At 42.4% G+C, this 23059-nt stretch carries 21 protein-coding genes; 20 read left to right on the plus strand and 1 reads right to left on the minus strand.

Translation table 11 applies throughout. The features are described 5' to 3' along the window. Positions 1–21: 21 nt before the first annotated feature. The 11 genes from B0W44_RS18790 to B0W44_RS08190 all read left to right on the plus strand — a co-directional run bounded on the left by B0W44_RS18790 (position 22) and on the right by B0W44_RS08190 (position 13067). Positions 22–447 carry a UPF0236 family transposase-like protein gene (locus B0W44_RS18790; RefSeq protein ID WP_250637975.1) on the plus strand — a complete coding sequence of 142 codons (426 nt, stop codon included), beginning with the start codon at positions 22–24 and terminating at the stop codon, positions 445–447. Beyond that, positions 381–1007 carry a UPF0236 family transposase-like protein gene (locus B0W44_RS18795; protein ID WP_250637976.1) on the plus strand — a complete coding sequence of 209 codons (627 nt, stop codon included), beginning with the start codon at positions 381–383 and terminating at the stop codon, positions 1005–1007. The genes B0W44_RS18790 and B0W44_RS18795 overlap by 67 nt, the downstream gene beginning before the upstream one ends. 773 nt (positions 1008–1780) lie before the next feature. Beyond that, positions 1781–3538, plus strand: coding sequence for a cache domain-containing sensor histidine kinase (locus B0W44_RS08150; protein ID WP_169835484.1), 1758 nt, complete (start codon positions 1781–1783; stop codon positions 3536–3538). Continuing rightward, a complete protein-coding gene (locus B0W44_RS08155; RefSeq protein ID WP_077719632.1) occupies positions 3535–4272 on the plus strand; it encodes a response regulator transcription factor in 738 nt (245 codons plus the stop codon). The genes B0W44_RS08150 and B0W44_RS08155 overlap by 4 nt, the downstream gene beginning before the upstream one ends. 210 nt (positions 4273–4482) lie before the next feature. Beyond that, complete coding sequence (locus tag B0W44_RS08160; protein ID WP_077719633.1) at positions 4483–5766, plus strand: IS110 family RNA-guided transposase; 1284 nt, start codon at positions 4483–4485, stop codon at positions 5764–5766. A 419-nt stretch (positions 5767–6185) separates the two neighbouring features. Next, positions 6186–7499, plus strand: a complete 1314-nt coding sequence (locus B0W44_RS08165; protein ID WP_228441601.1) for an ABC transporter substrate-binding protein — start codon at positions 6186–6188, stop codon at positions 7497–7499. 80 nt (positions 7500–7579) lie between these two features. Beyond that, positions 7580–8284, plus strand: coding sequence for a beta/alpha barrel domain-containing protein (locus B0W44_RS08170; RefSeq protein WP_077719635.1), 705 nt, complete (start codon positions 7580–7582; stop codon positions 8282–8284). Positions 8285–8332: 48 nt separating this feature from the next. After that, positions 8333–9211, plus strand: a complete 879-nt coding sequence (locus B0W44_RS08175) for a carbohydrate ABC transporter permease (protein WP_077721296.1) — start codon at positions 8333–8335, stop codon at positions 9209–9211. Then, positions 9201–10013 (plus strand): carbohydrate ABC transporter permease, encoded by an 813-nt coding sequence (locus B0W44_RS08180; protein WP_077719636.1) that lies wholly within the window; start codon positions 9201–9203, stop codon positions 10011–10013. The genes B0W44_RS08175 and B0W44_RS08180 overlap by 11 nt, the downstream gene beginning before the upstream one ends. 23 nt (positions 10014–10036) lie before the next feature. Beyond that, entirely contained in the window at positions 10037–11386 is a 1350-nt protein-coding gene (locus tag B0W44_RS08185) for an FAD-dependent oxidoreductase (RefSeq protein ID WP_077719637.1), read from the plus strand. Positions 11387–11459: 73 nt separating this feature from the next. Beyond that, entirely contained in the window at positions 11460–13067 is a 1608-nt protein-coding gene (locus tag B0W44_RS08190; protein WP_169835485.1) for a DUF4127 family protein, read from the plus strand. A gap of 553 nt (positions 13068–13620) precedes the next feature. Here the strand turns inward: B0W44_RS08190 and B0W44_RS08195 are convergent. After that, positions 13621–14142, minus strand: a complete 522-nt coding sequence (locus B0W44_RS08195) for a DUF2249 domain-containing protein (RefSeq protein ID WP_228441602.1) — start codon at positions 14140–14142, stop codon at positions 13621–13623. Between the two features lie 189 nt (positions 14143–14331). On the opposite strand from B0W44_RS08195, the gene B0W44_RS18090 reads away from it, so the two are divergent. The 9 genes from B0W44_RS18090 (at position 14332) to B0W44_RS08235 (ending at position 22891) form a co-directional block, all read left to right on the plus strand. Further along, positions 14332–14658, plus strand: a complete 327-nt coding sequence (locus B0W44_RS18090) for a hypothetical protein (RefSeq protein WP_169835486.1) — start codon at positions 14332–14334, stop codon at positions 14656–14658. A 30-nt stretch (positions 14659–14688) separates the two neighbouring features. Beyond that, on the plus strand, positions 14689–15981 hold the full coding sequence (locus tag B0W44_RS08200; RefSeq protein ID WP_077719639.1) for a hypothetical protein: 1293 nt from the start codon (positions 14689–14691) through the stop codon (positions 15979–15981). Positions 15982–16084: 103 nt separating this feature from the next. Next, positions 16085–16324 carry a DUF2249 domain-containing protein gene (locus tag B0W44_RS08205; RefSeq protein WP_077719640.1) on the plus strand — a complete coding sequence of 80 codons (240 nt, stop codon included), beginning with the start codon at positions 16085–16087 and terminating at the stop codon, positions 16322–16324. Positions 16325–16354: 30 nt separating this feature from the next. Next, positions 16355–16588, plus strand: coding sequence for a ferredoxin family protein (locus B0W44_RS08210; protein WP_077719641.1), 234 nt, complete (start codon positions 16355–16357; stop codon positions 16586–16588). 168 nt (positions 16589–16756) lie between these two features. After that, entirely contained in the window at positions 16757–17440 is a 684-nt protein-coding gene (locus B0W44_RS08215; RefSeq protein ID WP_228441603.1) for a Crp/Fnr family transcriptional regulator, read from the plus strand. 135 nt (positions 17441–17575) lie between these two features. After that, positions 17576–19060, plus strand: a complete 1485-nt coding sequence (locus tag B0W44_RS08220) for a BCCT family transporter (protein ID WP_077719642.1) — start codon at positions 17576–17578, stop codon at positions 19058–19060. A gap of 638 nt (positions 19061–19698) precedes the next feature. Further along, a complete protein-coding gene (locus tag B0W44_RS08225) occupies positions 19699–21012 on the plus strand; it encodes an ABC transporter substrate-binding protein (protein ID WP_169835487.1) in 1314 nt (437 codons plus the stop codon). Continuing rightward, on the plus strand, positions 20996–21991 hold the full coding sequence (locus B0W44_RS08230; protein WP_228441604.1) for a carbohydrate ABC transporter permease: 996 nt from the start codon (positions 20996–20998) through the stop codon (positions 21989–21991). The genes B0W44_RS08225 and B0W44_RS08230 overlap by 17 nt, the downstream gene beginning before the upstream one ends. Before the next feature lie 18 nt (positions 21992–22009). Beyond that, on the plus strand, positions 22010–22891 hold the full coding sequence (locus B0W44_RS08235) for a carbohydrate ABC transporter permease (protein WP_077719645.1): 882 nt from the start codon (positions 22010–22012) through the stop codon (positions 22889–22891). Positions 22892–23059: the final 168 nt, after the last annotated feature.

The raw sequence follows: 23059 nt of genomic DNA on the forward strand, positions 1-23059 counted from the left end.
TATCGTCAGGCGGGACAAGCTTTGGAAAAACTGTTGGGCTATCCCGTCATCAGTCATGAAGGGATCCGTCAGCAATTGTTAAATACCGAAGTCATACCGGAAGAAGCCATCGTCCCTTTACAACAAGACGTTCTGTTTGTCGAAGTGGATGGTCTCTACACCAAACGACAGAGGCATAAGCGCAAAGGCAAAGAAGAAAAAATGGCCGCCGTGCATCAAGGGTGGGAAGTCGAAAACAACCGTGCCAAACTGGTGGGAAAACGGCACTACGTCCATCAAGGAACACACCCGTTTTGGGAAGGATTCGAGACATTTTTAATGGAGACATACGCGTATGATCCAACCAAGCACCATCTCGTGATTAACGGTGATGGCGCCTCGTGGATCACCGCCTGCCGCGACTATTTCAGGCACAACGCCACCTTTGTGATTGCCGTTTCCATGTAGCTGGTGACATCCGTGCCATTTTTCGCGATCATCAAAGATGCCGGAAAATTCAGAAAAAACATGCCGCCTATGACGCTGAAGTCCTTTTGTTGGCATTAAACAGTGCCGTTGGTACCATTGGGGACGAAAAAAAAGAAGCACACCTCGAGATGCTTATAAACCAGCTCTCGCAGTATCCAGAAGCCCTAAGAGATTACCGGGAAAGGCTACAAGAAAAAGGGATCGAAACCGAAGGCTTTCGTCCCATGGGCAGTGCTGAAGGGACGATGAGCGTCTTTGCTAAACGCTTGAAACAGGGGCGCAGTTGGAGTGACAACGGATTGGACAAATTCATCCATGTGTTTGTCGCCATCAAAGACAAATTAGCGATTAAAATCTTGAATGGGAAATGGACATCCACCGTGGAGACTGAGGGAGAACAGCGGCAAGAGACACAACCACCGAAACATTTTGTAGAGACATTAAAAGATTGTGCTCAAGAGGCGACACGTGGGACTTATCTCCAGCAGGCCATTGGGAAGCCGATTGTGGCGGCGTTAAAGGGGCTTCAAGGTGTTTAGAGATTTACCCAAACAGGGATTGTCGTCATCGGCGACACATCCCATTAGACCAACTTTTGAAGACTTGACATTGAGGGCGGGCATGATAGGCTGGTTAGCCTGGCAGACACACGTGTGTATGGCCCTGGATGCAAGAACTCATGCCCGCGGAGGCTCAATGTCAAGTCGTCGGATACCCGTGCAGTAACATCGCTGGTATTTGTCATGTTTTGGTATGAGTATAATGTAATCTGAAAATTGGAATAGCAATAAACAAGAGAGGGTTTTCGCCTTCCAGAAAAACCTCCCACAAGTACTTGACAGCAACGAAAACACGCGGATAATTCCAAATCCCTTTTCAACATGGTATCATGACCGTGGGGAGGTGATGGTCCATACCCGTGAAGCTATTCAATAAGGTATTCATGAAATTGGATACCGTGAGTGAGAGCATCATTGAATTATAAGACACCCAACAAGAGCGCGACATTTTCACCATAAAAAGCAGGTTTGAGGAATTACATACACCAAAAGGAGGCTTAATTCATCATCAACCCTTTTTTCGTCTCTTACTGTACCTGTTTAATCTAGAAGCCGCAGACGAACGTTTGCGGGTCAAAACCGGCAAATTGCTGGTCTTTTGTAACATAGACCTCCACCTTTCCTGGGTTTATTGCTAATTGAAGCGAAGGTGAGAACCCTTTTGCTAGTTTATCCTATCTCTGGCTATTCTATTTATTACCCTTACGTAAAAAGAAACACCAAACTTTTTGTCGACACTGGTTTAGATTGAAGTGGGTGATGCTCGGATGTCCTTACGCATGCGGGTTATTGTGACTTTTTTTGGTCTTGCATTAGTACCTTTAACCATATTCACGACAAACATTTACAGGCAATTTTCACATGAACTAGAGAATAAGGCTATTCATTCTGCGAAACAGATCGCAGACCAAATTAACAACAGTTTGGATTTAATGATTCAAGATGCGGTCAGAGTAAGTATGTCACCCATATATGATCATGATGTGATTTCCATTTTACATCAGCACGTTTCAAACAAAGGCCGCTATATTACTTCCAAACAACGTGACAAGATGTCGTTTCTATTATCCAGTTTAATGTATAAGCGTGATCAATTGAAGGGAATCCATATTATTGCCAGAGATGGATACGTTTACAGTTATCTAGATTCGCAAAGGGTTAAACGCATGTTTAAACAGGAAAATGCAGAATGGTATCGTGAAGTATTAGATGCCGATGGGGGCTGGGTATTGCTCCCTTTACACCAATCGTCATATTACTATGGAAAAGAATATGCCGTCAGTGTCAGTCGGCTAATACGGGACCCCAATACATACGAAGACTTGGGCATAATAAAAATAGATATAAATCCAGACTACATTCGAGAGCTGTTGTCATCTGTAAAGGATACATTGCTCGTTGTCAGAGATGCAAAAGGTCGAATTATTTACACGAACGATCAATCTTTTGATATGACCATTCAAAAAATAGAAGATGGCAATTGGCAAGAATATCGTAACCAAAAGTATTTAATGACTGAGCATACATCTCGCATGACAGGGATTACAACACATTTGTTTATGCCTGAGGCACATGTGTTAAATGAGTTAAGAAATTACAAAAACTTGACATTCGCCTTACTTGTATTTTGTGCGCTGATCGCTTTTATATTGGCCATTGTCAGTTCTAAAAGATTATCAAAACCTATACAAGACTTAATAAGCGAAATGAAAGCGCTGCAGAAGAAGAACTTTTATGGAAAGATCAAAATTCATCGCAGAGACGAGATCGGTGAGTTAGGGCGAGTTTTTAACGATATGATTGATGAAATAAACCGCTTAATCCAAACCGTTTATGAAAAAGCACTGTATCAAAAAGAGGCTGAGTACAAAGCATTTCAAAGTCAAATCAATCCTCACTTTATGTACAATACGTTAGAGACCATTAATATGATGGCCATCTCAAAAGGAAATCTTGCCATTTCGGATATGATTACAACTCTCGGAAAAATACTGCGTTATACAATTGACCATAACAAACCTTTAGTCACGGTAAAAGAAGAGTTAGATGCAGTCAAAGCTTATATGGAAATTATGCAAGTGCGTGTAGGATCTCAGTTACATGTCGTATGGGAAGTGGACGATTCGCTTACAGCGTCTTTAATTCCTAAATTCATTTTGCAACCTCTTATAGAAAACGCGATCCAACATGGCTTAAGACCGAATGATTACAATGGGGAGATACAAGTCCACATTTGTCGATATCAAAATAATATAGAGATAAAAGTTAGGGATACGGGCGTTGGCATTCCGAAAGAGCGTCTAGTAAAATTAATCCATAACTTGCAAATAGAAGAAACAGCAGAAACAACTTCTGAAACAAAGATTGACGGCGTAGCCCTGCTCAATATTCATCAACGTTTAATGATTCGGTACGGCCCGCAATACGGTCTTACGATTGACAGTATTGAAGGAAAGGGGACGGAAGTGATCATAAAGATTCCGACGGCTGGGGAGGGAATGAAAAATTGAATGTTCTGTTAGTAGAAGACGAAAGAACAATTCGGCAAGGACTAAGAGATTTATTAGAAAATGTAATCGGTGGGGTCTCTGTGTCCTGGGAGGCACAAAACGGAAAAGAAGCGCTGCAAATATTGAAGAAGGAGGTTCCGGATCTTTTAATTACGGACGTTCGGATGCCTGAGATGAACGGGTTGGATCTGATTGCTCAAGCTAAGTACCTCCATTCTTTCCTTTCGGTCGTAGTTATTTCCGGATACGATGAATTTGATTACGCTAAAAAGGCAATGCGTTACGGTGTTAAACACTACTTACTCAAACCTGTTAACCGGTCGGAACTAGCGATGGTTTTAGAGGAAATTAAACAAGAATTATTTGGACAAAAAGAGAGTAAGGATCACCTTCTTCAGGACGAGCAATCTAAAATGATTAATAACATCAAAAGCATCATTTCTGACAATTTATGTGAAGATATCACATTGGAGTTCATTGGGAGAGCCGTTAATCTAAGCCCTAGTTATGTTAGTCAGCTGTTTAAAAAGGAAACAGGAGTAAACTTTAGTGAATTTGTAGCAGAGACGCGCATCAATACGGCCAAGAAGTTACTGATCGAAACGCAGTTAAAAGTATATGATATAGCACGGATTGTTGGCTATCACAGTGCTAAACATTTTATGACGGTGTTTAAGAGACATACAGCCCTCACACCAACAAAGTATAGAGAAAGATATACAAAAGTAGATTGATAAATATTATGAGTAAAAATTCTATAAAAAACGAACCAAATCTAAAAAACGTGTCATATACACGTTTTTTTAATTTTGTTAACCTTTTTGTTAAAAAGGAGCATTCCTGTAATGAAGAAAATTGAGGTTTAACAAAAAAGAGCCTCCTTGGTATAGTACGGGATGTCGATGACATCGACTCCTAAATTCAAAACCCAAGGAGGATTCGAAGTGAATTATAACCGGAATAAGAAATTGAAGCAAATCACACCGGAGACATTAGTTGTAGGGATTGACATTGCGAAAGAAAAGCACGTCGCCCGAGCAGTCGATGACCGAGGGTATGAGTTTGGTAAGCGATTGGTTTTTGAAAACAACATAACGGGCTTTGAGCGATTATTAGCTTGGGTGTCCGAGAAGCAACAGGCATATGAAAAAACACATGTGATCCTCGGTTGTGAACCGACCGGACACTATTGGTTCAATCTCGCCTATTTCGCCAAGGCGAAAGAAATCCCGTTTGTCGTCGTCAATCCGATGCATGTGAAAAAAGCGAAGGAGCTCGATGACAATTCGCCATCTAAAACAGATACAAAAGACGCCCACGTCATCGCCCAATTGATCACAGACGGCCGATACGCCGTACCGAACCTGCAAGAGGGTGTATATGCCGAACTGCGGGAAGGCCTTAAAATTCGCGATCAGCTGTCGAAAGATTTGCAGATCATCACCGGTCGGATTGACAACTGGCTCGATCGTTATTTTCCGGAATTCCGGAGAGTGTTTAAAGATTGGGATGGCAAAGCCGCTTGGTACACCCTGAGCCATTTCCCATTGCCGGCAGAGGTCACTGCCATATCGGCAGAAGACCTGGTGAGGGAGTGGAAACAGGTCGCCCAGCGAGGCATCGGAATCAAACGGGCCCATACACTGCGGCAAGCAGCTGAGCGTTCCATCGGATTAACCGTCGGAACGCGGATGGCCAAACGTGCCCTGCAAAGTTTGCTCAAACAATACGAGCATCTTCAAGAAAGCATCGCAAGCATCGATGAAGAGATGGAGCAGCTGGTCAAAGTGATTCCAGGAACTGAAGAGATGATCGCCATGAAGGGCGTTAACGTTTTGACCGTGGCCACCTTTTTCGGCGAGGTTGGAGACATCGCCCACTATGAACATCCACGCCAGATTCAACGCCTTGCCGGGCTGAGCTTAACCGTACACCAATCGGGGAAATGCAAAGGTCAGACCCACATCACCAAGCGTGGACGCAGGCGACTGCGCAAAGCCTTATATCTCGTGGTTCGTCCGCTCGTTGTGCATAATGCGGCCTTTAAAGCCTTGCACGAATACTATACAACGCGGCAAGAACACCCGCTTAAGAAACAAGAATCGCTCATTGCCCTGAGTTGTAAACTCATCCGCGTGTTTTTTGCAATGGCCAAGAAACGATACCGGTTTGACGGCGAGAAAATGCTGCGAGACATGCCTCAGTTTTCCATACAGGAAGCAGCTTAAAAGAAAAAGTTAGGGAGTAGGCAACCTTTCGTTTGACACTCAAGGACGGTGGGAACACAATCGAAGCGCAGAGCCGAACCATATTTTCACCATCAGGGCCCAGACCCCGTAAAGGAGCAAAGTCGGCCTCCACCTCATGGATATGCCGGACGAAGGAATGTGAGGAGAAAATCCCGTGAGCCATGGGAGGGTAAGCGACCATGAGCTGAGTGGAGAAGAGATGCGCGATCATAAATAATTTTGAAAATTCCATTACAGGAGTTTTAGGGCATTACTCTTCACTCTATCGGAATATTCCGAAAAGAGGACTTTCTGGTAAAAGCCATGAAAAAGCTTCGAAATAAGTTCCTATGAAAATTTGAGAATGAACGAGCATGTTAAAGAAAATTATTTATTTCAAGAGGGAGGGTGAACTTTCAGTGAAAAAGGCGTTTATATTATCTATTGTTCTGTTAATCCTTTTTGTTACCGCGTGCAGTAACAGCGCAGACTCATTAAATGGTGAAGCAGATGGTAGTGAAACGGGTGCAGATACTGAAGAAATTGAACTCACTTTCACGACTTGGGGAAATGAAAAACATATCGAAATGTATGAAAAGGTTTTAGAAGAGTTTCATGATGAGCATCCGAACATTACAGTAAAGATTCAAAGTATTCCCCACGCTGATTATCAACAAAAAATATCGGTGCTGGCTGCCGGTCAAGAACTTCCGGATGTTGGTTGGGTCGCGGAACGGATGGTCCCACAGTTTGTACAGAATGGGATTTTGCGAGATGTTTCAGTACTAAAGGACGATCAGGACTTTGAATTCGATGACTTCATTCCTTCTACTCTGGAATTGTGGGAACATGACGGGGCATTGCTCGGGCTGCCCTTTTCGACACCGCCGATGATTTTTTACTACAATAAAACGTTATTTGAGGAAGCTGGAATCGAAACCCCAAATGAATTTGTTCAAAAGGGAGAGTGGACGTGGGAAAAGTTTGAAGAGGTGTCACGTGAACTTTCCAAAGGAGAAGGTTCTGATCGCGTATACGGAGCGAGATTATTTTATGAGTGGACCAATTTTGCTTTAATGTTATCTCATACGTGGGCGCATGGTGGAGACTTGTTCAATGATGATATGACAGAGTTTACATGGGATTCTCCACAAGGAAGAAACACCTTAGAGATGCTCGACAGGATGATGTTCGAAGATCGGTCACATGTCCCTCCCCAGGAAGAAATTAATTTCGAAAGCGGCAAAGTCGGCATGTTCCCCTTTATGTACAGTTATATCGCAAATTTAAGAGATATTACCGATTTCGAATGGGATATTGCGCCACTCCCAAAGGGACCGGAAGGGCGGATGCCGTTGCTTGGACAGGCAGGAATCGTCGCTTTCGAAGACAGCCAACATCCTGAAGAGGCATTGGAATTGTTGAAGTTTTTAACAAGTAAGAAAGGCATTCAAGCATCTTCGACATATTTCGTTCCTCCTCGAAGATCAGTATTGGAGTCTGATGAATTTATAAACGTCCCTAACAACCCGCCGCGTGAATCGATCGAAATGGCTCTCATCAATGAAATGGATAAGGCCAGAGTGTATCCACAGCATAAAGATTGGACAAAAATTGAAAGCGAAATTATCAGTGGTTTTGACCAGCTATTCTCACAGATAGCAGAACCTGCGGACATATTAAAAGAAATGAAGCAAAATATAGACCCAATTTTAGAACAGGCTACGAATTAAGTTTACATCGAATCAAAAGGGGTACAAGGGTCTGGCATAAAACGTTGGGCCCTTCTCCCCTGTTACAGGAGGGCGTACGTGTGGTTAAAAAGAGATTGGAACAATTGCTAAATCAGTCTCGAATGGCATTACTAGTCAGTTTACCCCAAAATAAACTTCATTTGGCAAAAGCTGCAGTTGAGGAAGGGGCCGACGGTATCAAATTTCACATTAATGTGGCTCATTACGCAAGCGGAAATAATTTTAATCATTTTGAGGATTACGTGGAAATCTTTACGGAAGTTCGAAACACATTCGATGGTCCGATGGGAATCGTGATCGGCGACGATGCGGACAAAATTTCCCAAAGTGAAGTGAAAAAAATCATTGAATGTGGATTTGACTATTTTTCCCTTTATCTTCACCATGTCCCTAGTTTTCTTGTACGAGACGACCGATTAACCAAAACAGTGGCGCTTTCTAGTCAGTTTCATTTTGCACTACGAAGTCAACTCAAACATTTTAAATTATTTGATGTGAAAGGATTGGAATTATCCGTCATTTCACCGCAGCATTACGGAAAAATTTTAACATTAGAAGATTTATTTGTTTATCAATCCCTTATTGAAGCAACTGATATACCGACGATTGTCCCTTCGCAAAAGTCTTTATCACCAATGGACATCTCCTTGCTTGATCAGATCGGAGTAAAAGCTGTCATGTTGGGAGCAGTGGTGACTGGGACGGATGAGGCAAGTATACGGCGAACGATATATAAATTTAAAAATGCGATAGATCAGTTATGACTCCCCTTTAAGAAAGTGTGAGTGATCTTGGCACTAAAGCGTAGTTTGATGAAAAGAGGACTAAAAATCAATGTTTCAGGTTGGCTCTTTACCGCTCCGATGTTAATCGGTCTCACCATTTTTATGTTTGGTCCTTTATTGTACGCCTTTTATATGAGTTTTTTAGAATGGCCTTTGTTAGGCGAGAAGACTTTTACCGGTTTTGGAAACTATGAAAGGTTAATGAGTGATGACAAATTTCTGACGTCATTGAAGAACACATTCATTTTCAGTGCAGGTCTTGTGCCGTTAAACTTGGCGCTTGCTTTAGGATTAGCCTTGCTATTAAAAGATCATCTTTTTGGGATTGGTTTATTTCGCACTGTGATTTTCATCCCTGTCATGACATCGCTGATCGTTTGGTCCATCGTTTGGAAATATATGCTAGCACCGGAATTGGGATTTATTAACCAACTGCTGGCAGCCTTTAATATAAAGGGGCCTGCGTGGTTGTTAAATCAATCAACGGCGATGCCCGCTATAATTGTCACCAGTGCAATTAAAAACGTTGGATTAAATATGATTTTATTTTTAACGGCACTTCAACAAGTGCCAAAGAGCTTGTACGAAGCGGCGGAACTGGACGGGGCTAAATCTATTCGACGATTTTTTAAAATTACGTTACCACTCATCTCCCCAACTATATTTTTAACGATGATCATTACGACTATTGGTGCCATGAAAGTTTTTGGCCAAGTTTACGTGATGACGCGGGGAGGACCTGGTGATAGCACAAAAGTGTTGGTTTACTATATTTGGGAAACGGCATTTAACCATTTCGAAATGGGCTACGCAGCAGCTGTTGCATTCGTGCTCTTTTCTATATTAATCGCGTTTACGTTGCTTTCCTGGCACTTTAGGAAAAGGTGGGTCTTCTATGAAAATTAGAAAAGGGCTGCGATATGTCGTATTATCGCTCATTTCTTTCATCATGATTTTGCCATTGCTATGGATGCTCGGGACGTCATTAAAAGAACCGACACGGATTTTTACCCAGTTTATTCCGAACCCAGTCCGCTGGGAAAATTACTTAGAAGTCTTAAGGAATCACGTGTTCCTCATGCAGTATTGGAACAGTATCTATATCGCGGCTCTAGTGACACTTTTGACAATACTGCTTTCCTCAATGGCTGGATATGCGTTTGCGCGCATACCTTTTAAAGGCAGAAATGTATTGTTCTTGTTGTTACTCAGTGTGATCATGATTCCTCCGGAAGTGACCATTATTCCGTTGTTTCTCTTGATGCGGGAGTTTGGTTGGATTGACACGCATTTACCATTAATTATATTACCTGTTTTTGGTCCGGCCGGGGCATTCGGTATTTTTTTAATGCGTCAATTCTTTTTAACCATTCCTCATGAATTAGAAGAAGCGGCTGAGATGGATGGATGTTCACGATGGGGGATTTACTGGAGAATCATGTTGCCGCTAGCAGTACCGAGTATCTCAACGTTAACGATCTTTACGTTTATCACGAATTGGGATGAATTTTTAACGCCACTTATTTTAGTAAATGAACGCGAACTGATGACTCTTCCCGTTGGATTGTCACTGTTTACCGACGAGACGGGTACCGCTTGGCATCATATGATGAGTGCGACTTCTTTAGCGACAATTCCTTTATTAATTGTTTTCTTTTTAGCACAGAAGAAGTTTATTGAAGGGATGACAGCAGGAAGCCTGAAATAAACCAGTTGGGTGAGGTGTATTAAATGGAAATCAACGAGCACTATGATGTGGTTGTCGTAGGTGGAGGGCCGGCCGGAATTAATGCCGCGATTGCGGCAGGTAGAAAAAACATGAAAACTTTACTTATTGAAAGATACGGATTTTTGGGCGGCATGTCCACGGCAGCCCTTGTTTATCCGTGGATGACATTTCATACGAACAATGGAAAGCAAGTGATCAAAGGGATTGCCCAAGAGATTGTCAGTCGATTGCAAGAGAGAGGAGGGTCTCCGGGCCATATTAGGGATACGATAGGTTTTGTTTATTCTGTAACGCCTTATCATCCGGAGAAATATATCGTACTTGCGATAGAAATGTTGAAAGAAGCCGGTGTCGAGCTATTACTGCATAGTTTCGTTGATAACGTGTGCGTCGAAGACGATCAGATCACATCTGTCACTGTAACGGGAAAATCGGGAAGAATACACATTGCTGGAGAAATATTTATTGATGCGACAGGAGACGGGGACGTGAGCCATTTGGCTGGTGTTCCAATGTTTAAAGGAAGAGAAAAAGACCACAAAATGCAACCGATGACGATGAAATTTCGCATGCGAGGCGTCAACACCACTAAAATTACGCAATACATGATTGACCATCCTTCGCATTTTTATAAAAAGTCCCTTATTGATGAATTGAAGGCAGGAAAAGTGTCCTTATCAGGTGTACAAGGTTTTTATCCGCAATGGGAGAAAGCCAAATTGCCGATTAATCGTGATCAAGTCCTGTTCTTTATAGGTCCGGCCGAGGATGAAGTACTCGTGAACTGCACACGTGTGCAGGGCTACGATGGAACAAACGTTCACGATTTGTCGAATGCCGAGTACGAAGGGAGAAAACAAGTGTTAATGGTGGCTGATTTTCTTACACAACATGTTCCCGGATTTGAGCATGCCGCTGTCACAACTGTGGGGACTCAGATTGGGATCAGGGAAACGCGCCGCATTATAGGTCACTATGTTTTAGATAAGGAAGATGTCGTACAAGGCAGGAAGTTTGACGATGTTATTGCTAGAAGTGGTTACCCTATCGATATTCATGACCCGACAAAACGTGGGGTTGAATTCGCATTTGTCAAAGGGGACGGTGCATTCGATATTCCGTATCGTTGCCTGATCCCCAAGAATGTGAATAATTTATTAGCTGCGGGAAGGTGTATTTCAACGACGCACGAAGCTTTTGCAACGACACGGCTGACTCCGAGTGCAATGGCGACAGGACAGGCGGCTGGAACGGCAGCTAGTTTGGCTGTTGAGAAAAACGTGTCACCTGCGTCTGTGGAGGTCCAGGACTTACAAGATGAGCTTAAGGCTAACGGTGCTGTTCTTGAATAATTAATCAATAAACGTAAGTGAGGGTGATGGAAGCGTGAAAAGAAGGGTGATGGTCATATGTTTCTGTTTATTGATGGCTGTTACGAGTATTTATGTGGCTCATGCTCATCCGTCGGAAAAAGATTTAGCGACCATTGTCATGGTTCCGTTAGACGACCGTCCGGCCAATGTATATTTCCCAGAACAAGTAGGAAAAACAGCGGGAATGAAAATAGTGACCCCTCCCAAATCGATCATTGGATCGTATACCCAACCGGGTGACGTTAAGAAGGTGAGGAAATGGCTGTTGGATCAAGCGACGCAAGCTGATGGATTCATCATTTCGGTCAGTATGACAGCTTATGGTGGGTTGATCGCTTCAAGAACCGGAGTTTTACCTTTAGAAGAAGCATTAGAAGGCGTACAAGTTATTAGAAAATTAAAGGAACTTTACCCCGATAAACCTGTATATGTTTATGATACAATCCAACGTTTAGCTGTAACTGCGATCAGTGATGAGTATGAACAGTATTATGAACAGGTAAGGGAGTGGGCTATTCTATATGATCAGGTTGTCAATTTAGGAATGGAGGAGTATCGGGAAGAATTGGAAGCTTTAGAAGAGGCCATCCCCGGACATGTATTAGACGACTACCTGCAAGCAAGGGCGAGGAACCATGAAGTCAATAAATATTTAATAGACTTGGTGAGTCAACAATACATTGATTTTTTAATCTTAGCACAAGACGATGCAGCACAGTACGGGCTTCATCGGGCAGAACGGGAGAAATTAGTTAAGAAAATTGATGAGTTAGGTGTTGAGCAGCGAGCTACTATTTTTCCTGGTGCAGATGAAGTGGATGTGGTATTAGTGTCCCGGTTTGTGAATACGTTTTTCGAGACAAAACCTAAAATTTATACAGCGTATAGTGGCGTACACGGAAAAGAATGGATCGCACCTTTTGAAGATACAACGTTTGATGAAAATGTGTTTAAACATATTGTTGCAGCTGGAGGGGAGATGAAAGACAGCCGAGAAAAAGCAGATATTTTGTTAATGTTAAATACGCCTTCTCAATCGACGGATGAACGTGAACAAGATATCGATTGCATGGTGGATACAATTAAGGAGTGGTTAGACGATGGAAAGAAGGTGGCCATAGCTGATGTAGCCTATGTAAATAAAGCAGATGAAGCACTCATAGCAGCTTTAACTGAAGAAGTGGATATCTCACAAATATTTGCGTACAGTGGGTGGAACACTGCTGGGAATGCCTTGGGAATCACTGTTGGGCATGCAGGTGCGAGGCATAGTTTTATATCCCAGACCTCTGGGTTTGGTGTTCCCATGTATAAACAAACAGCAAAAGCGCATTATGAATTTTTATTGCATCGGTTTACGAAAGATCATAGTTATAAAAATATTGTCCATCCGGCTGCCAATCGTTATATCGAACAGTTGGGAGCAAGTCAATGGGAACTTGGCGAGCACTACGATGCGGTTAACGACTTTGTACAAGAAAAAATGGAGCAGGAAACGGTTAAGTGGTTTTCACATTTTAAAAATAAATCTATTTTCTTAGGTTCTAGGGGAAATAAGCGGTTTTATGGAACGATTGACAATCTGGATAGCGTCCATGTGAAACTTCCCTGGCCTCGTATATTTGAAGCAGAGTTAGAACCACGATTGGAAATAAACTAAAACAGGACTTTACACAACGCTCCGAAAACAATATCATGAGAACCTACCGAAATAATGAAGTTAGCATAGCTGTCCAACATTGTGAAGGTAGACGACCCAAACAAAAAATGACAATCATTTGGTTCAGACGATCAACGCACAAAGGATCCCAGCATCCCTTCATGAAGTAAGAATTAATTTTGATGAACAAGTGGGTTAAAAAATAAGTATTCGGAAAACTATTATCGAATTGTGTTAATAGCAATGGTTTTAGCTGTTTGTGCTCGAGATGCGATCCTTAAGTTAAGGGTTACAATAATTTTAATTCTTACTCTCTTAAAAGCGCTCATCACACAATCCGAGAATGAGTCAGTGGGCTGCAGCCAGCGCCATCGGTGTCTATAACCCAGTGGCAAGAGAGTCGACTGCACTTAAGATCATGCCCTGGGCGACGACCAACAGCAATAGTCCGGTGACGATAAACTGCATCGGACGCGAATATCTAGAAGACATTGTGTTTGAAGATGAGCTCATGCTTTCTCTCCTACAACGATTGTTCAAAAGGTCCGTCATTTTAATTTTTTCTGATGGTAATGCGGTATCCGCCTTCTGGAGCTTCTTCTGTTTCATGACTGTAACCAAGTTCATCGAGTTCCGGATAGAGAAATAGCGGGCGGCGGTCATTGTGGATGACGAGCGTTTCGCCATCGCCTATCTTCTCTAATTTGCGTAAAGTCCGAATCATTGGCTGCGGCGGCTCCAGACCGCGATTATCTAAAAAGTGGGTTCTCGGTGTAGAACGGCCGTAGCGAGTCACATCCGTTGCTGCCGCGGGAGAATGGGATGCCACTCCGGGTCTCTCTCTCCAAAACGTCACTTTCCAATGCCATTTCCCTACACGTTCTGCCTCGTGTTTAAATCCTTTCCGACTCAAGACGTTAAACAGCTGTGTCGGTTTGAACGGAGCGTGCAACACGAATAAATCGTTAGGATGGAGTGAATACACTTTTTTCATGATCGCACTGAACGGTTCAATTTTGGCAGTTAACATAGGTCGAACGTCCAATTCAATGACATTTCTATCTTCCGGTTTCAACGGCGTTTCCCCCATCAAATACGAATGGTTGCTATTTTTATTGTAATAAGAAAAAGTCCGCCATATATGTGATTTAACTCACATTGGATGCCGCTCTTCAACACCCCGACTTTTCCGGGCTTCCGTCCGGAGAAGCCGGATTTTTTAATGTAGCCAAACGCAAACAATGCATCTGTCCTAAAACTGTGGATGGATATCGAACCGAACGGACACTGGCAAGGAGAAAGCCAGTCGTATTCGCAGAACTCACAATCAGTTGCAATCCATAATGAGGCTGGCGACATTAAACATTGTGCAGGCGTGTTTAGAGATATTTCAACGCAAACGCATAAAATATGCAACGGCCATCAGCAAAACATGCAAATTTGTGAGATGGACACAATCGGAATCGTGATGCACATCACATATGCTCATCTAGACTTGGGTTATCTTATAGGTGAATCCCCTTTTCAAAAATTGCATAATCCGAATAATATCGTGGCACGTGTGTCGTATGTGAATTTCTCACCAAAATAAAAGACCGTCCGTACGGAAGGAAGAACGAGATTGTCTGAAAAAAAGCCATCGATTGCAACGGCTGTGCAACAGCATCTAGCACAGCGTTTCCGCATCACCCGGGTTTATATGTTGACAGGATTGGTCTTTCTCGGCCCAGCATGGATCAGTCTGATCCACGCATCCGTGGCCATTAGTCAAAACGAGTGGCATCATCCTTCGTTTTTGGCAGCCATTCATCTGTTCGTGGTCGGCTTTGCCTTGACCGTGGTGTACGGGGCCATTGTCCAAATCGTCCCAGTCGTCTTCCAAGGCCGCCTGTATTCAATCCGGCTCGGCTACGTACAGTACATGTTTACAGTCCTCGGCGCTTGTTCCTTTCCGGTGGGATTTCTAGCAGAAAAGTGGAACGTCGTTGCAGCTGGAGGCTGTTTGGTACTTGTGTCATTCGTTCTTCTTTGCTGGAATCTAGGCCAGAGCATCCGCACATTGAAAAAACGGACAGAAGCGTTGGGAATCACGGCGACGTTTCTATTTTTACTTATCACCGTGATCTTAGGGATTGGCATGTCTTTAGGAGCATCTCTCGGAAACCGGTCCGCGTGGTCTATACACATCATCGTTGGCGTGACCGGTTGGTTCACCACTTTAATCTTGGCACTTACTCCCCGACTGATGAGCTTCTTTGTTTCGTCCCACTATAAGAAGTTGCGACACAGCAAACCGGAGTTCTTATTTTTAGGCGGCATGTTGGCTGTAGTCGCCGGGACGGCATTGAAAGACGAGGGGATGGGAGTGTCTGTCGCGGTGGGTCTCTCAGTCGGAGGTTGGATTGTATATGGTTGGGGTTACTTCCAACTATTGATGAACTTGTATATCCATTTCCGGAGGAGACGGCGTCAAGATGTGGAGTGGATTTTAAACTGGATCGTCGCCGGACTGTACGGAGGATTTCCAGTGTTGGGGATCTGGGCCATCGCTTCCAGCCGGCTCGGAGACAGATGGACGCTCGCTGTGATGATGGTGTTGATCTTCGGCTTCCTGCAGTGGTGCATTGCGGCATATATGGCCAAGATCATGCCGTTCTTACGGAGAGCAGGGCGTTACCCCCACGGAACGGCTCCTGAAACCGATCGCGGATCCCGGAAGCGACCGCCTGCCATACGTGACATGATCCCTAAGACACCTACTGTCACAGCCTTGTTAGGATATGCCACTGGCGCTATTTTCTTGCTGACAGGTGTTCTGATCGGCCAGGCTGCGTTCACCCTTGCAGGCGCCATCGTGGGGACTGTGGCATGGATTCTTTATGTTGCAGCGATGGTGATCATGTACCAGCGGTGAGCATCAGCCTCTCATGATCATACAAACTGTGCGATGTCTCACATTACGGGTCTGCCCATCATGTTAAGATCAACACAAGTAAGTAGAAAGGGATGATACACTCATGACCATTCAACCATTTGCCGTGCGTCTCGATGTAACACAATTTCCGCCACAAGACAAGCACCGGGTCATCTTTGAAACATTCGATAACTTGGCACTCGGTCGCAAGATGGAAGTGATGAATGACCATGATCCTAAGCCGTTGTATTACCAGTTTCAGACGGAACGCCCCGACCAATTTAAATGGGAATACTTAGAGGAAGGACCTGACGTCTGGCGCGTGTCCATCGAGAAAGCGTGAGCTGACAGATAATGGGAAGGAGGGATCTACATGGCGTATGTCATCACGTCACCGTGTATCGGCGTGAAAGACGCCTCATGCGTGGAGGAATGCCCAGTGGACTGCATCCACGAAGGTGAAGACCAGTACTACATCGATCCGGACACGTGCATCGATTGCGGTGCTTGCGAACCGGTATGTCCGGTGGAGGCGATTTTTGCAGAAGAGTTCGTACCGGAAGAAGAGCAAGAATTTATACAGAAAAACGCCGACTTTTTCAAATGATAGGTTACCGTTATTTTCACTGTGAGGGTACGCGAATCGTGCCCTCATTTTTTACGTTCTGCGTCCCTATACCGTGTGAATGTGCATCCGTGTTTTATTGGAAATTATGACAATCATGGCGTTAGAATAAAAGTAGCACGAGAAGCATTATGGTAAGGGGAGACGTGCATGGATCATCACATGGTGGAGCTGCTGCAAAATATCCCTCTATTTAATGAATTGACATACACGGAATTAAAACACCTGACATCAATTACGTCCATCCGCACATATGAAAAACATACATTGGTCTTTGTCGAAGGAGAAACACGGGAAGCCGTTTTTTTCATTCGAGCGGGAATGATCAAGACGTACAAAGTGGATGAAGAGGGTAATGAACAAGTGATTTCTTTATTGCAGAAAGGCGATATGTTTCCACACGTCGGTTTTTTTGACGATTCGCCTTATCCGGCGACCGCTGAAGTGATCGAAAGAGCCGAGTTACTCGTGATCCGTATCGACGATTTTGACCAGCTTCTCATGGAAAAACCAAAAATTGCGATCAAAGTGATGAAAATGATGGGACAAAAGATTTTCCAGTTGCAAGAGCGGTTGCAAGAGTTGATTTCAAGTGATGTGTTTCGCAGGGTTGTTCACACGTTGTTGCGCCTTGCGGATGAATATGGGGAACAAAAGGGTGACGGCATCTTTATTGGACTACCGATGACCAACCGGGACTTCGCAAATATGGTCGGTACGTCGCGTGAATCGGTGAACAGGGTTTTGAACCAATTGAAAAAGAGACAGCTCTTAGATATTGATCGCAAAGGCATCCTCATCTACGACCTAGAGGCGTTACGACTGGCGGAATGAATACGTTTGTGTCAAAAAGCTGACATGAGAGTCGCTGATTCGATTCATCATCCCACTTTCCCATCTCCTTTATGTGCTGCTACATAAATACACCGGTAACGAGTCATCCTAATCGAGAAAGGGGAAGGTGGCTCTATGAAGCAAGTTTCGTTAGTGTACTGGATCGGTATGGCGATTGCTACTGTCTTTGTCATTTGGGGTGTCATCGCTCCAAACAACCTTATCGGTGTAATGGAAAGTGCGCAAAATGTATTATTGCGCGTGTTTGGGTGGTTTTATCAATTTTCAGCCACTTTTTTTATGTTGCTCGCGCTGTTTTTGGTTTTTTCGAAATACGGCAGAATCAAATTGGGCGACGACGAGGATCGGCCGGAATACAGCCGTCCGACGTGGATTGCCATGCTGTTTAGTGCCGGTATGGGGATCGGCCTCTTGTTTTATGGTGTATCTGAACCGGTTTCACATTTTGTCAATCCTCCTTATGGACCCGGAGGAACGCCTGAGGCAGCAAAACTTGCGCTCCGGTACACGCATCTCAACTGGGGACTGCATGCTTGGGCAATTTATGCCATTATCGGACTGTCTTTGGCTTACTACAAGTTTAGAAAAAAGGTGCCCGGTTTGATCAGTGCCACGTTGTATCCACTTCTCGGGAAAAAAACTCAAGGACCGATTGGAATTGCCGTTGACTTAGTTGCTGTCTTCGCGACCGTGTTTGGTGTAGCGGCGTCACTCGGTCTCGGTGCGGCGCAAATTAACAGTGGTCTTTCTTACTTAACCGGCATTCCCACTGCTTTTTGGATACAATTGATCATCATTGCCGTGACCACGGTTCTGTTTATTTTGTCAGCCGCTACCGGTCTCAAACGCGGTATCAAATATTTAAGTAATGCCAATATGATGTTGGCAGTCATCCTGTTCTGTTTGTTTTTCGTGTTGGGACCGGTGGGATTTATCCTCGACTTATTCACGACTGCGGTCGGTGAATACATTCAGTATTTGCCGAGCATGTCACTGCGGATGGCGCCATTTAATGCGGAAAATGCGGAATGGCTGCGCAATTGGACAATTTTTTTCATGGCCTGGTGGATTGCCTGGTCTCCGTTTGTCGGCACGTTTATTGCCCGCGTGTCGAAAGGGCGGACTGTCCGAGAATTTATGGTTGCCGTATTGCTTGTGCCAACCACAGTGTGTGTCATTTGGTTCTCTGTGTTCGGTGGGACAGGTATTTACTTTGATTTGTACCAAGGAACTGAAATTGCGGCACAATCATTGGAAACGGCCTTATTTTATACGTTTCAACAACTGCCTTTGAGCGGCACGATGTCTGTCATTTCTCTGTTTTTGATCACGACGTTTTTCATCACGTCGGCCGATTCAGCGACATTTGTGCTCGGGATGCAAACGACAAATGGCAGTCTCAACCCGCCTAATTTTGTGAAGATCAGTTGGGGACTGTTTTTAGCGGCAACGGCGATCATTCTGATGGGGACAGGCGGTTTGAGTGGATTGCAGACAGCGATCATCGTCAGCGCGTTCCCACTGACCATCGTGTTGCTCTTTATGAGTTATGCAGTGTTAAAAGCGTTCAGGCAGGAAGTACGGAAAGAAAGGAACTGATACGGAGACTGCCAAAAAAAAGCGGACTGAGTTTGGATTCTCTTGCGGTTCTAAACTGTTTTACGTTTTTGCTTGTCAAAGTTAAAAGTTGAGCATAACTCCCGAAACTTATCTCAATTAATATTGTTTGTGTAATGGACAAACTTTATTTTTTTGATATATAATACAATTAAAGAAACCGTTATCAGGGAGGGAAATGGTGAGGCTTTGCTTTACGTGCTAGCTCTGCGAGGTTTGATTTACGCGGAAGAGCAGGCATGGTAGGATGGCGAGGTTTTTCGCTCTTCCGTTAGAAAATGTGCTGCAGAGGCTCCGTGTCAAGTCGAGGTTACAGTGTACTGTTTGTGCTACATTTTACTTACCAAAGTTAAAGGTGAGAAGAACTTCCGTAAGACTTGATCACTCACTCAATATAGTTTGTATAATAAACAAACTTTATAAACCGTTATCAGGAAGGGATGGTGAGAATTTACTTATCGATTCTATTGAACCTGAGTAAATGACGAATATGGTAATTCCAAAAATTTTTTCCGGAAGCGTTTTCCCTTTTGTGTAAAGATGGACGGTTACCATAGGAAGTCCTATGGAGACGGTATCCTACATCCATGGTATCTGTTTGGATAAAGGAGTGAGAGATGATGAAAAAAATATTAGGATTCCTTTTAGTTGTTTCGTTGTTTTTCCTTATGACAGCTTGTTCAAGTGATAGTCATGAAGTCAATGAACAGGATAATGAAAAGCAAAGCAATGGGGAAGAAATTTCTGGGGAAATTACAGTCATGGGATGGGGAGGTGGAGAAGAACTACAAGCCCGAAAAGATGCCACTAAAATTTTCCAAAAAATGTATCCTGACGTTAAAGTTGATGAAATATGGCTTCCCGCTGATAGCATTGATGAAAAGCTTGATGCTGCGCTTGCTGCAGGAGATGCAGCTGATGTTATTATGTTATCACCTGACTGGAAAGCTCTTCGTGCAAAATGGTTTGAAGATTTAACTCCATACTTTGAAAAGAATAAAATAGATGAATCATTATTTACTCCAGGAGCGGATGATGGTTATGTACTTCAGGACGGTAAACGGGAAGGAATGCCTACAACACAATCATGTTTTCTGATTGCTTATAATAAGGAAATTTTTGATGAAGCCGGAGTTCCCTATCCTACAAATGATTGGACCTGGGATGACTTTGCAGAAATTGCAAAGCTAGTTTCTTCAGGTTCTGGAGCTGATCGAACATACGCTATTGTTTCACATTGGATACTTAATAGTTTTGCACCTTATCTGTATGGTGGAACACCTTATAATGAAGATTGGACTACACAAACTATTGATTCTCCAGAAACAATTAAGGCATTAAAATTGATTGAAGAGTTAATTAAAGCTGAGGCAATACCTGATGATGCTGCATCAAAAAGTATTCCAATGGATGCAATGTTTGTGACTGGAAGGGCAGCCATGTATCCATTAGGATTGTTTGAGGCTGGTGAAATAGCTAAAAAAGTTGGAGATAGTTTTGAGTGGGGTGTTGTACTACCACCGAAAGATCCAAATGGCAAACACACAAATATTAAATTTCAAACAGGATGGGCAATGAATAAAGATTCGAAGAACAAAGAAGCTGCTTGGGCTTATATAGAGACAGTTTCATTGAATAAAGAAGTTAATGATATCTATGCTAAGGTTGGGATTCCTGCATTAAAGGAATCAGCTGAAACTACGTTTGCTGAAATGACGATCCCAAATACTGATATTAAACAAACTGAGTATTTGAATGGGCTTGAGGATGCCGTCACTTTCCCATGGGGAGGCTCTATACAAAAAGCGGCTGACATATTTTTTCAATTAATGGATGAGATTAAAACTCATAAAAGCACTGCTAAAGACGCTGTTGAAAAATATGCACCAAAAATGCAAGATGCACTGGATGACATTCATGAGAGAAGCCACTAACTTAGAACCATTAATAAATAGGAGGAAAGAATTATTTTTCCTCCCCCTTACTTTTAGTAATGAATTAGCGAGGGGTGAAATAATGATAAAAAAATATAGTACAAAAGAAAAAAGTGAAGCGAGACTATTTTATATATACATATCACCTTGGATTTTAGGATTTATAATATTTACATTATATCCAATAGTATATTCAATGATATTGGTTTTTACCAATGCTGATAATACTGGGATCGGTACATTTATTGGATTAGATAATTTCATTAAGGCGTTTACTGAAGATGCCCTTTTCGTTAAATCCTTGTTAAACACAATTTTTTATGTAGCAATTCAGGTTCCATTAAGTATAATCCTATCAATTTTAATAGCAATCGCATTAAATAAAAAAAATATTAAAGGAATTCAGCTTTTTAGAGCAGCGGTTTATGTACCGTTTGTTACAGCAGGTGTTGCGGTAACGTTGTTATGGGGATGGATTTTTAATTCGCAGTTTGGACTTATAAATTATGCGCTTTCACTATCTGGAATAGAAGGCCCTAATTGGCTAAGTGATGAAAAATGGGCGATGCCAGCCATAATCATCATGATGCTTTGGTCAATTGGTAATTCAATTATTATAACACTTGCGGGTTTACAGGATATACCAAAACAATTGTATGAGAGTACTGAAATAGATGGTGCAAACGGTATTCAGAAGATTATTTATATCACGATCCCTCTATTGACACCTACCATATTTTTTAATTTAGTAATGGGAATAATAAACGGATTTCAAATTTTCACGCAACCATACGTTTTAACAGAAGGTGGGCCTAATCATGCTACTTATACAATCATGATGCATATATACAATCATGCATTTAAATATGGTGAGATGGGATATGCTTCAACATTAGCATGGATTTTATTCAGTATTATTATGATCCTTACTCTGATTATAAACCAGACATCTAAACGTTGGGTACACTATGACAATTAACACTTGGGTGGTGTAAACATGCTAGGTCGAGTGGAAGCTCAAAAACAGATAAATTCATCTAACAATAGAAGCATTGATCTTGTTAAAAGTATTTTCGGTTATATTGTTTTAACAATAATTGCATTGATCTTTATTTTCCCGTTTTTATGGATGGTTGCTACTTCCCTTAAATTACCAACAGAAGTCTATACAATCCCTCCAAAATTGTTGCCAGAAACAATAACATTTGAAAATTTTATTGAGGGTTGGCAATATGCAGATTTCACCAGGTATACATGGAATACGATTGTTGTAACAACTTTAGCGGTTTTAGGAACCGTAATCTCTTCATCCTTTGTTGCTTATGGATTTGCAAGATTTAAATCGCGTTACAGCACTTTGCTTTTTACGATCGTTCTTGGTACCATGATGCTTCCTGATCAAGTTCTTCTGATACCGACTTATATTTTATTTTCTAAAATCGGTTGGTTAGATACGCTTAAACCCCTTATCATCCCTTCATATTTTGGAGGTGGGGCGTTCAATATTTTCTTACTAAGACAATTTTTTAAGACAATCCCCAAAGAGTTAGATGAAGCTGCTTATATTGATGGAGCAAATTCATTTCAAATATACTATAAAATACTATTACCACAAATAAAACCTGCTTTGACAACAATTGCAGTTTTATCAATTGCATACCATTGGAATGACTTTCTGAACCCCTTAATTTACTTAAATAGTGAGGAAAATTTTACACTTGCAATTGGTTTAAAATTTTTCGAGAATTCTTATGGATCTACACAAATCCAAATGCTTATGGCAGTTTCCTTAATAGCCGTAATTCCATTAATTATACTGTTTATAATCGCACAAAAATATTTTGTTGAAGGTATCACAATGTCAGGATTAAAGGGGTGATCGAAACATTTCCTAAAGAGACATTTATACAACATATTATAAGGAGACAATAAATTAGTCGTACTAGATACACAAGATTAGGAAAGGATTAAATCTCTCTTTCCGATCTTGGCTCACAATATATAAGTGATGTATGTGCAAAAAACACATGACCCAGAAGGTGATAAT

The sequence above is a fragment of the Novibacillus thermophilus genome, assembly GCF_002005165.1.
GTDB classification, from domain to species: Bacteria; Bacillota; Bacilli; order Thermoactinomycetales; family Novibacillaceae; genus Novibacillus; species Novibacillus thermophilus.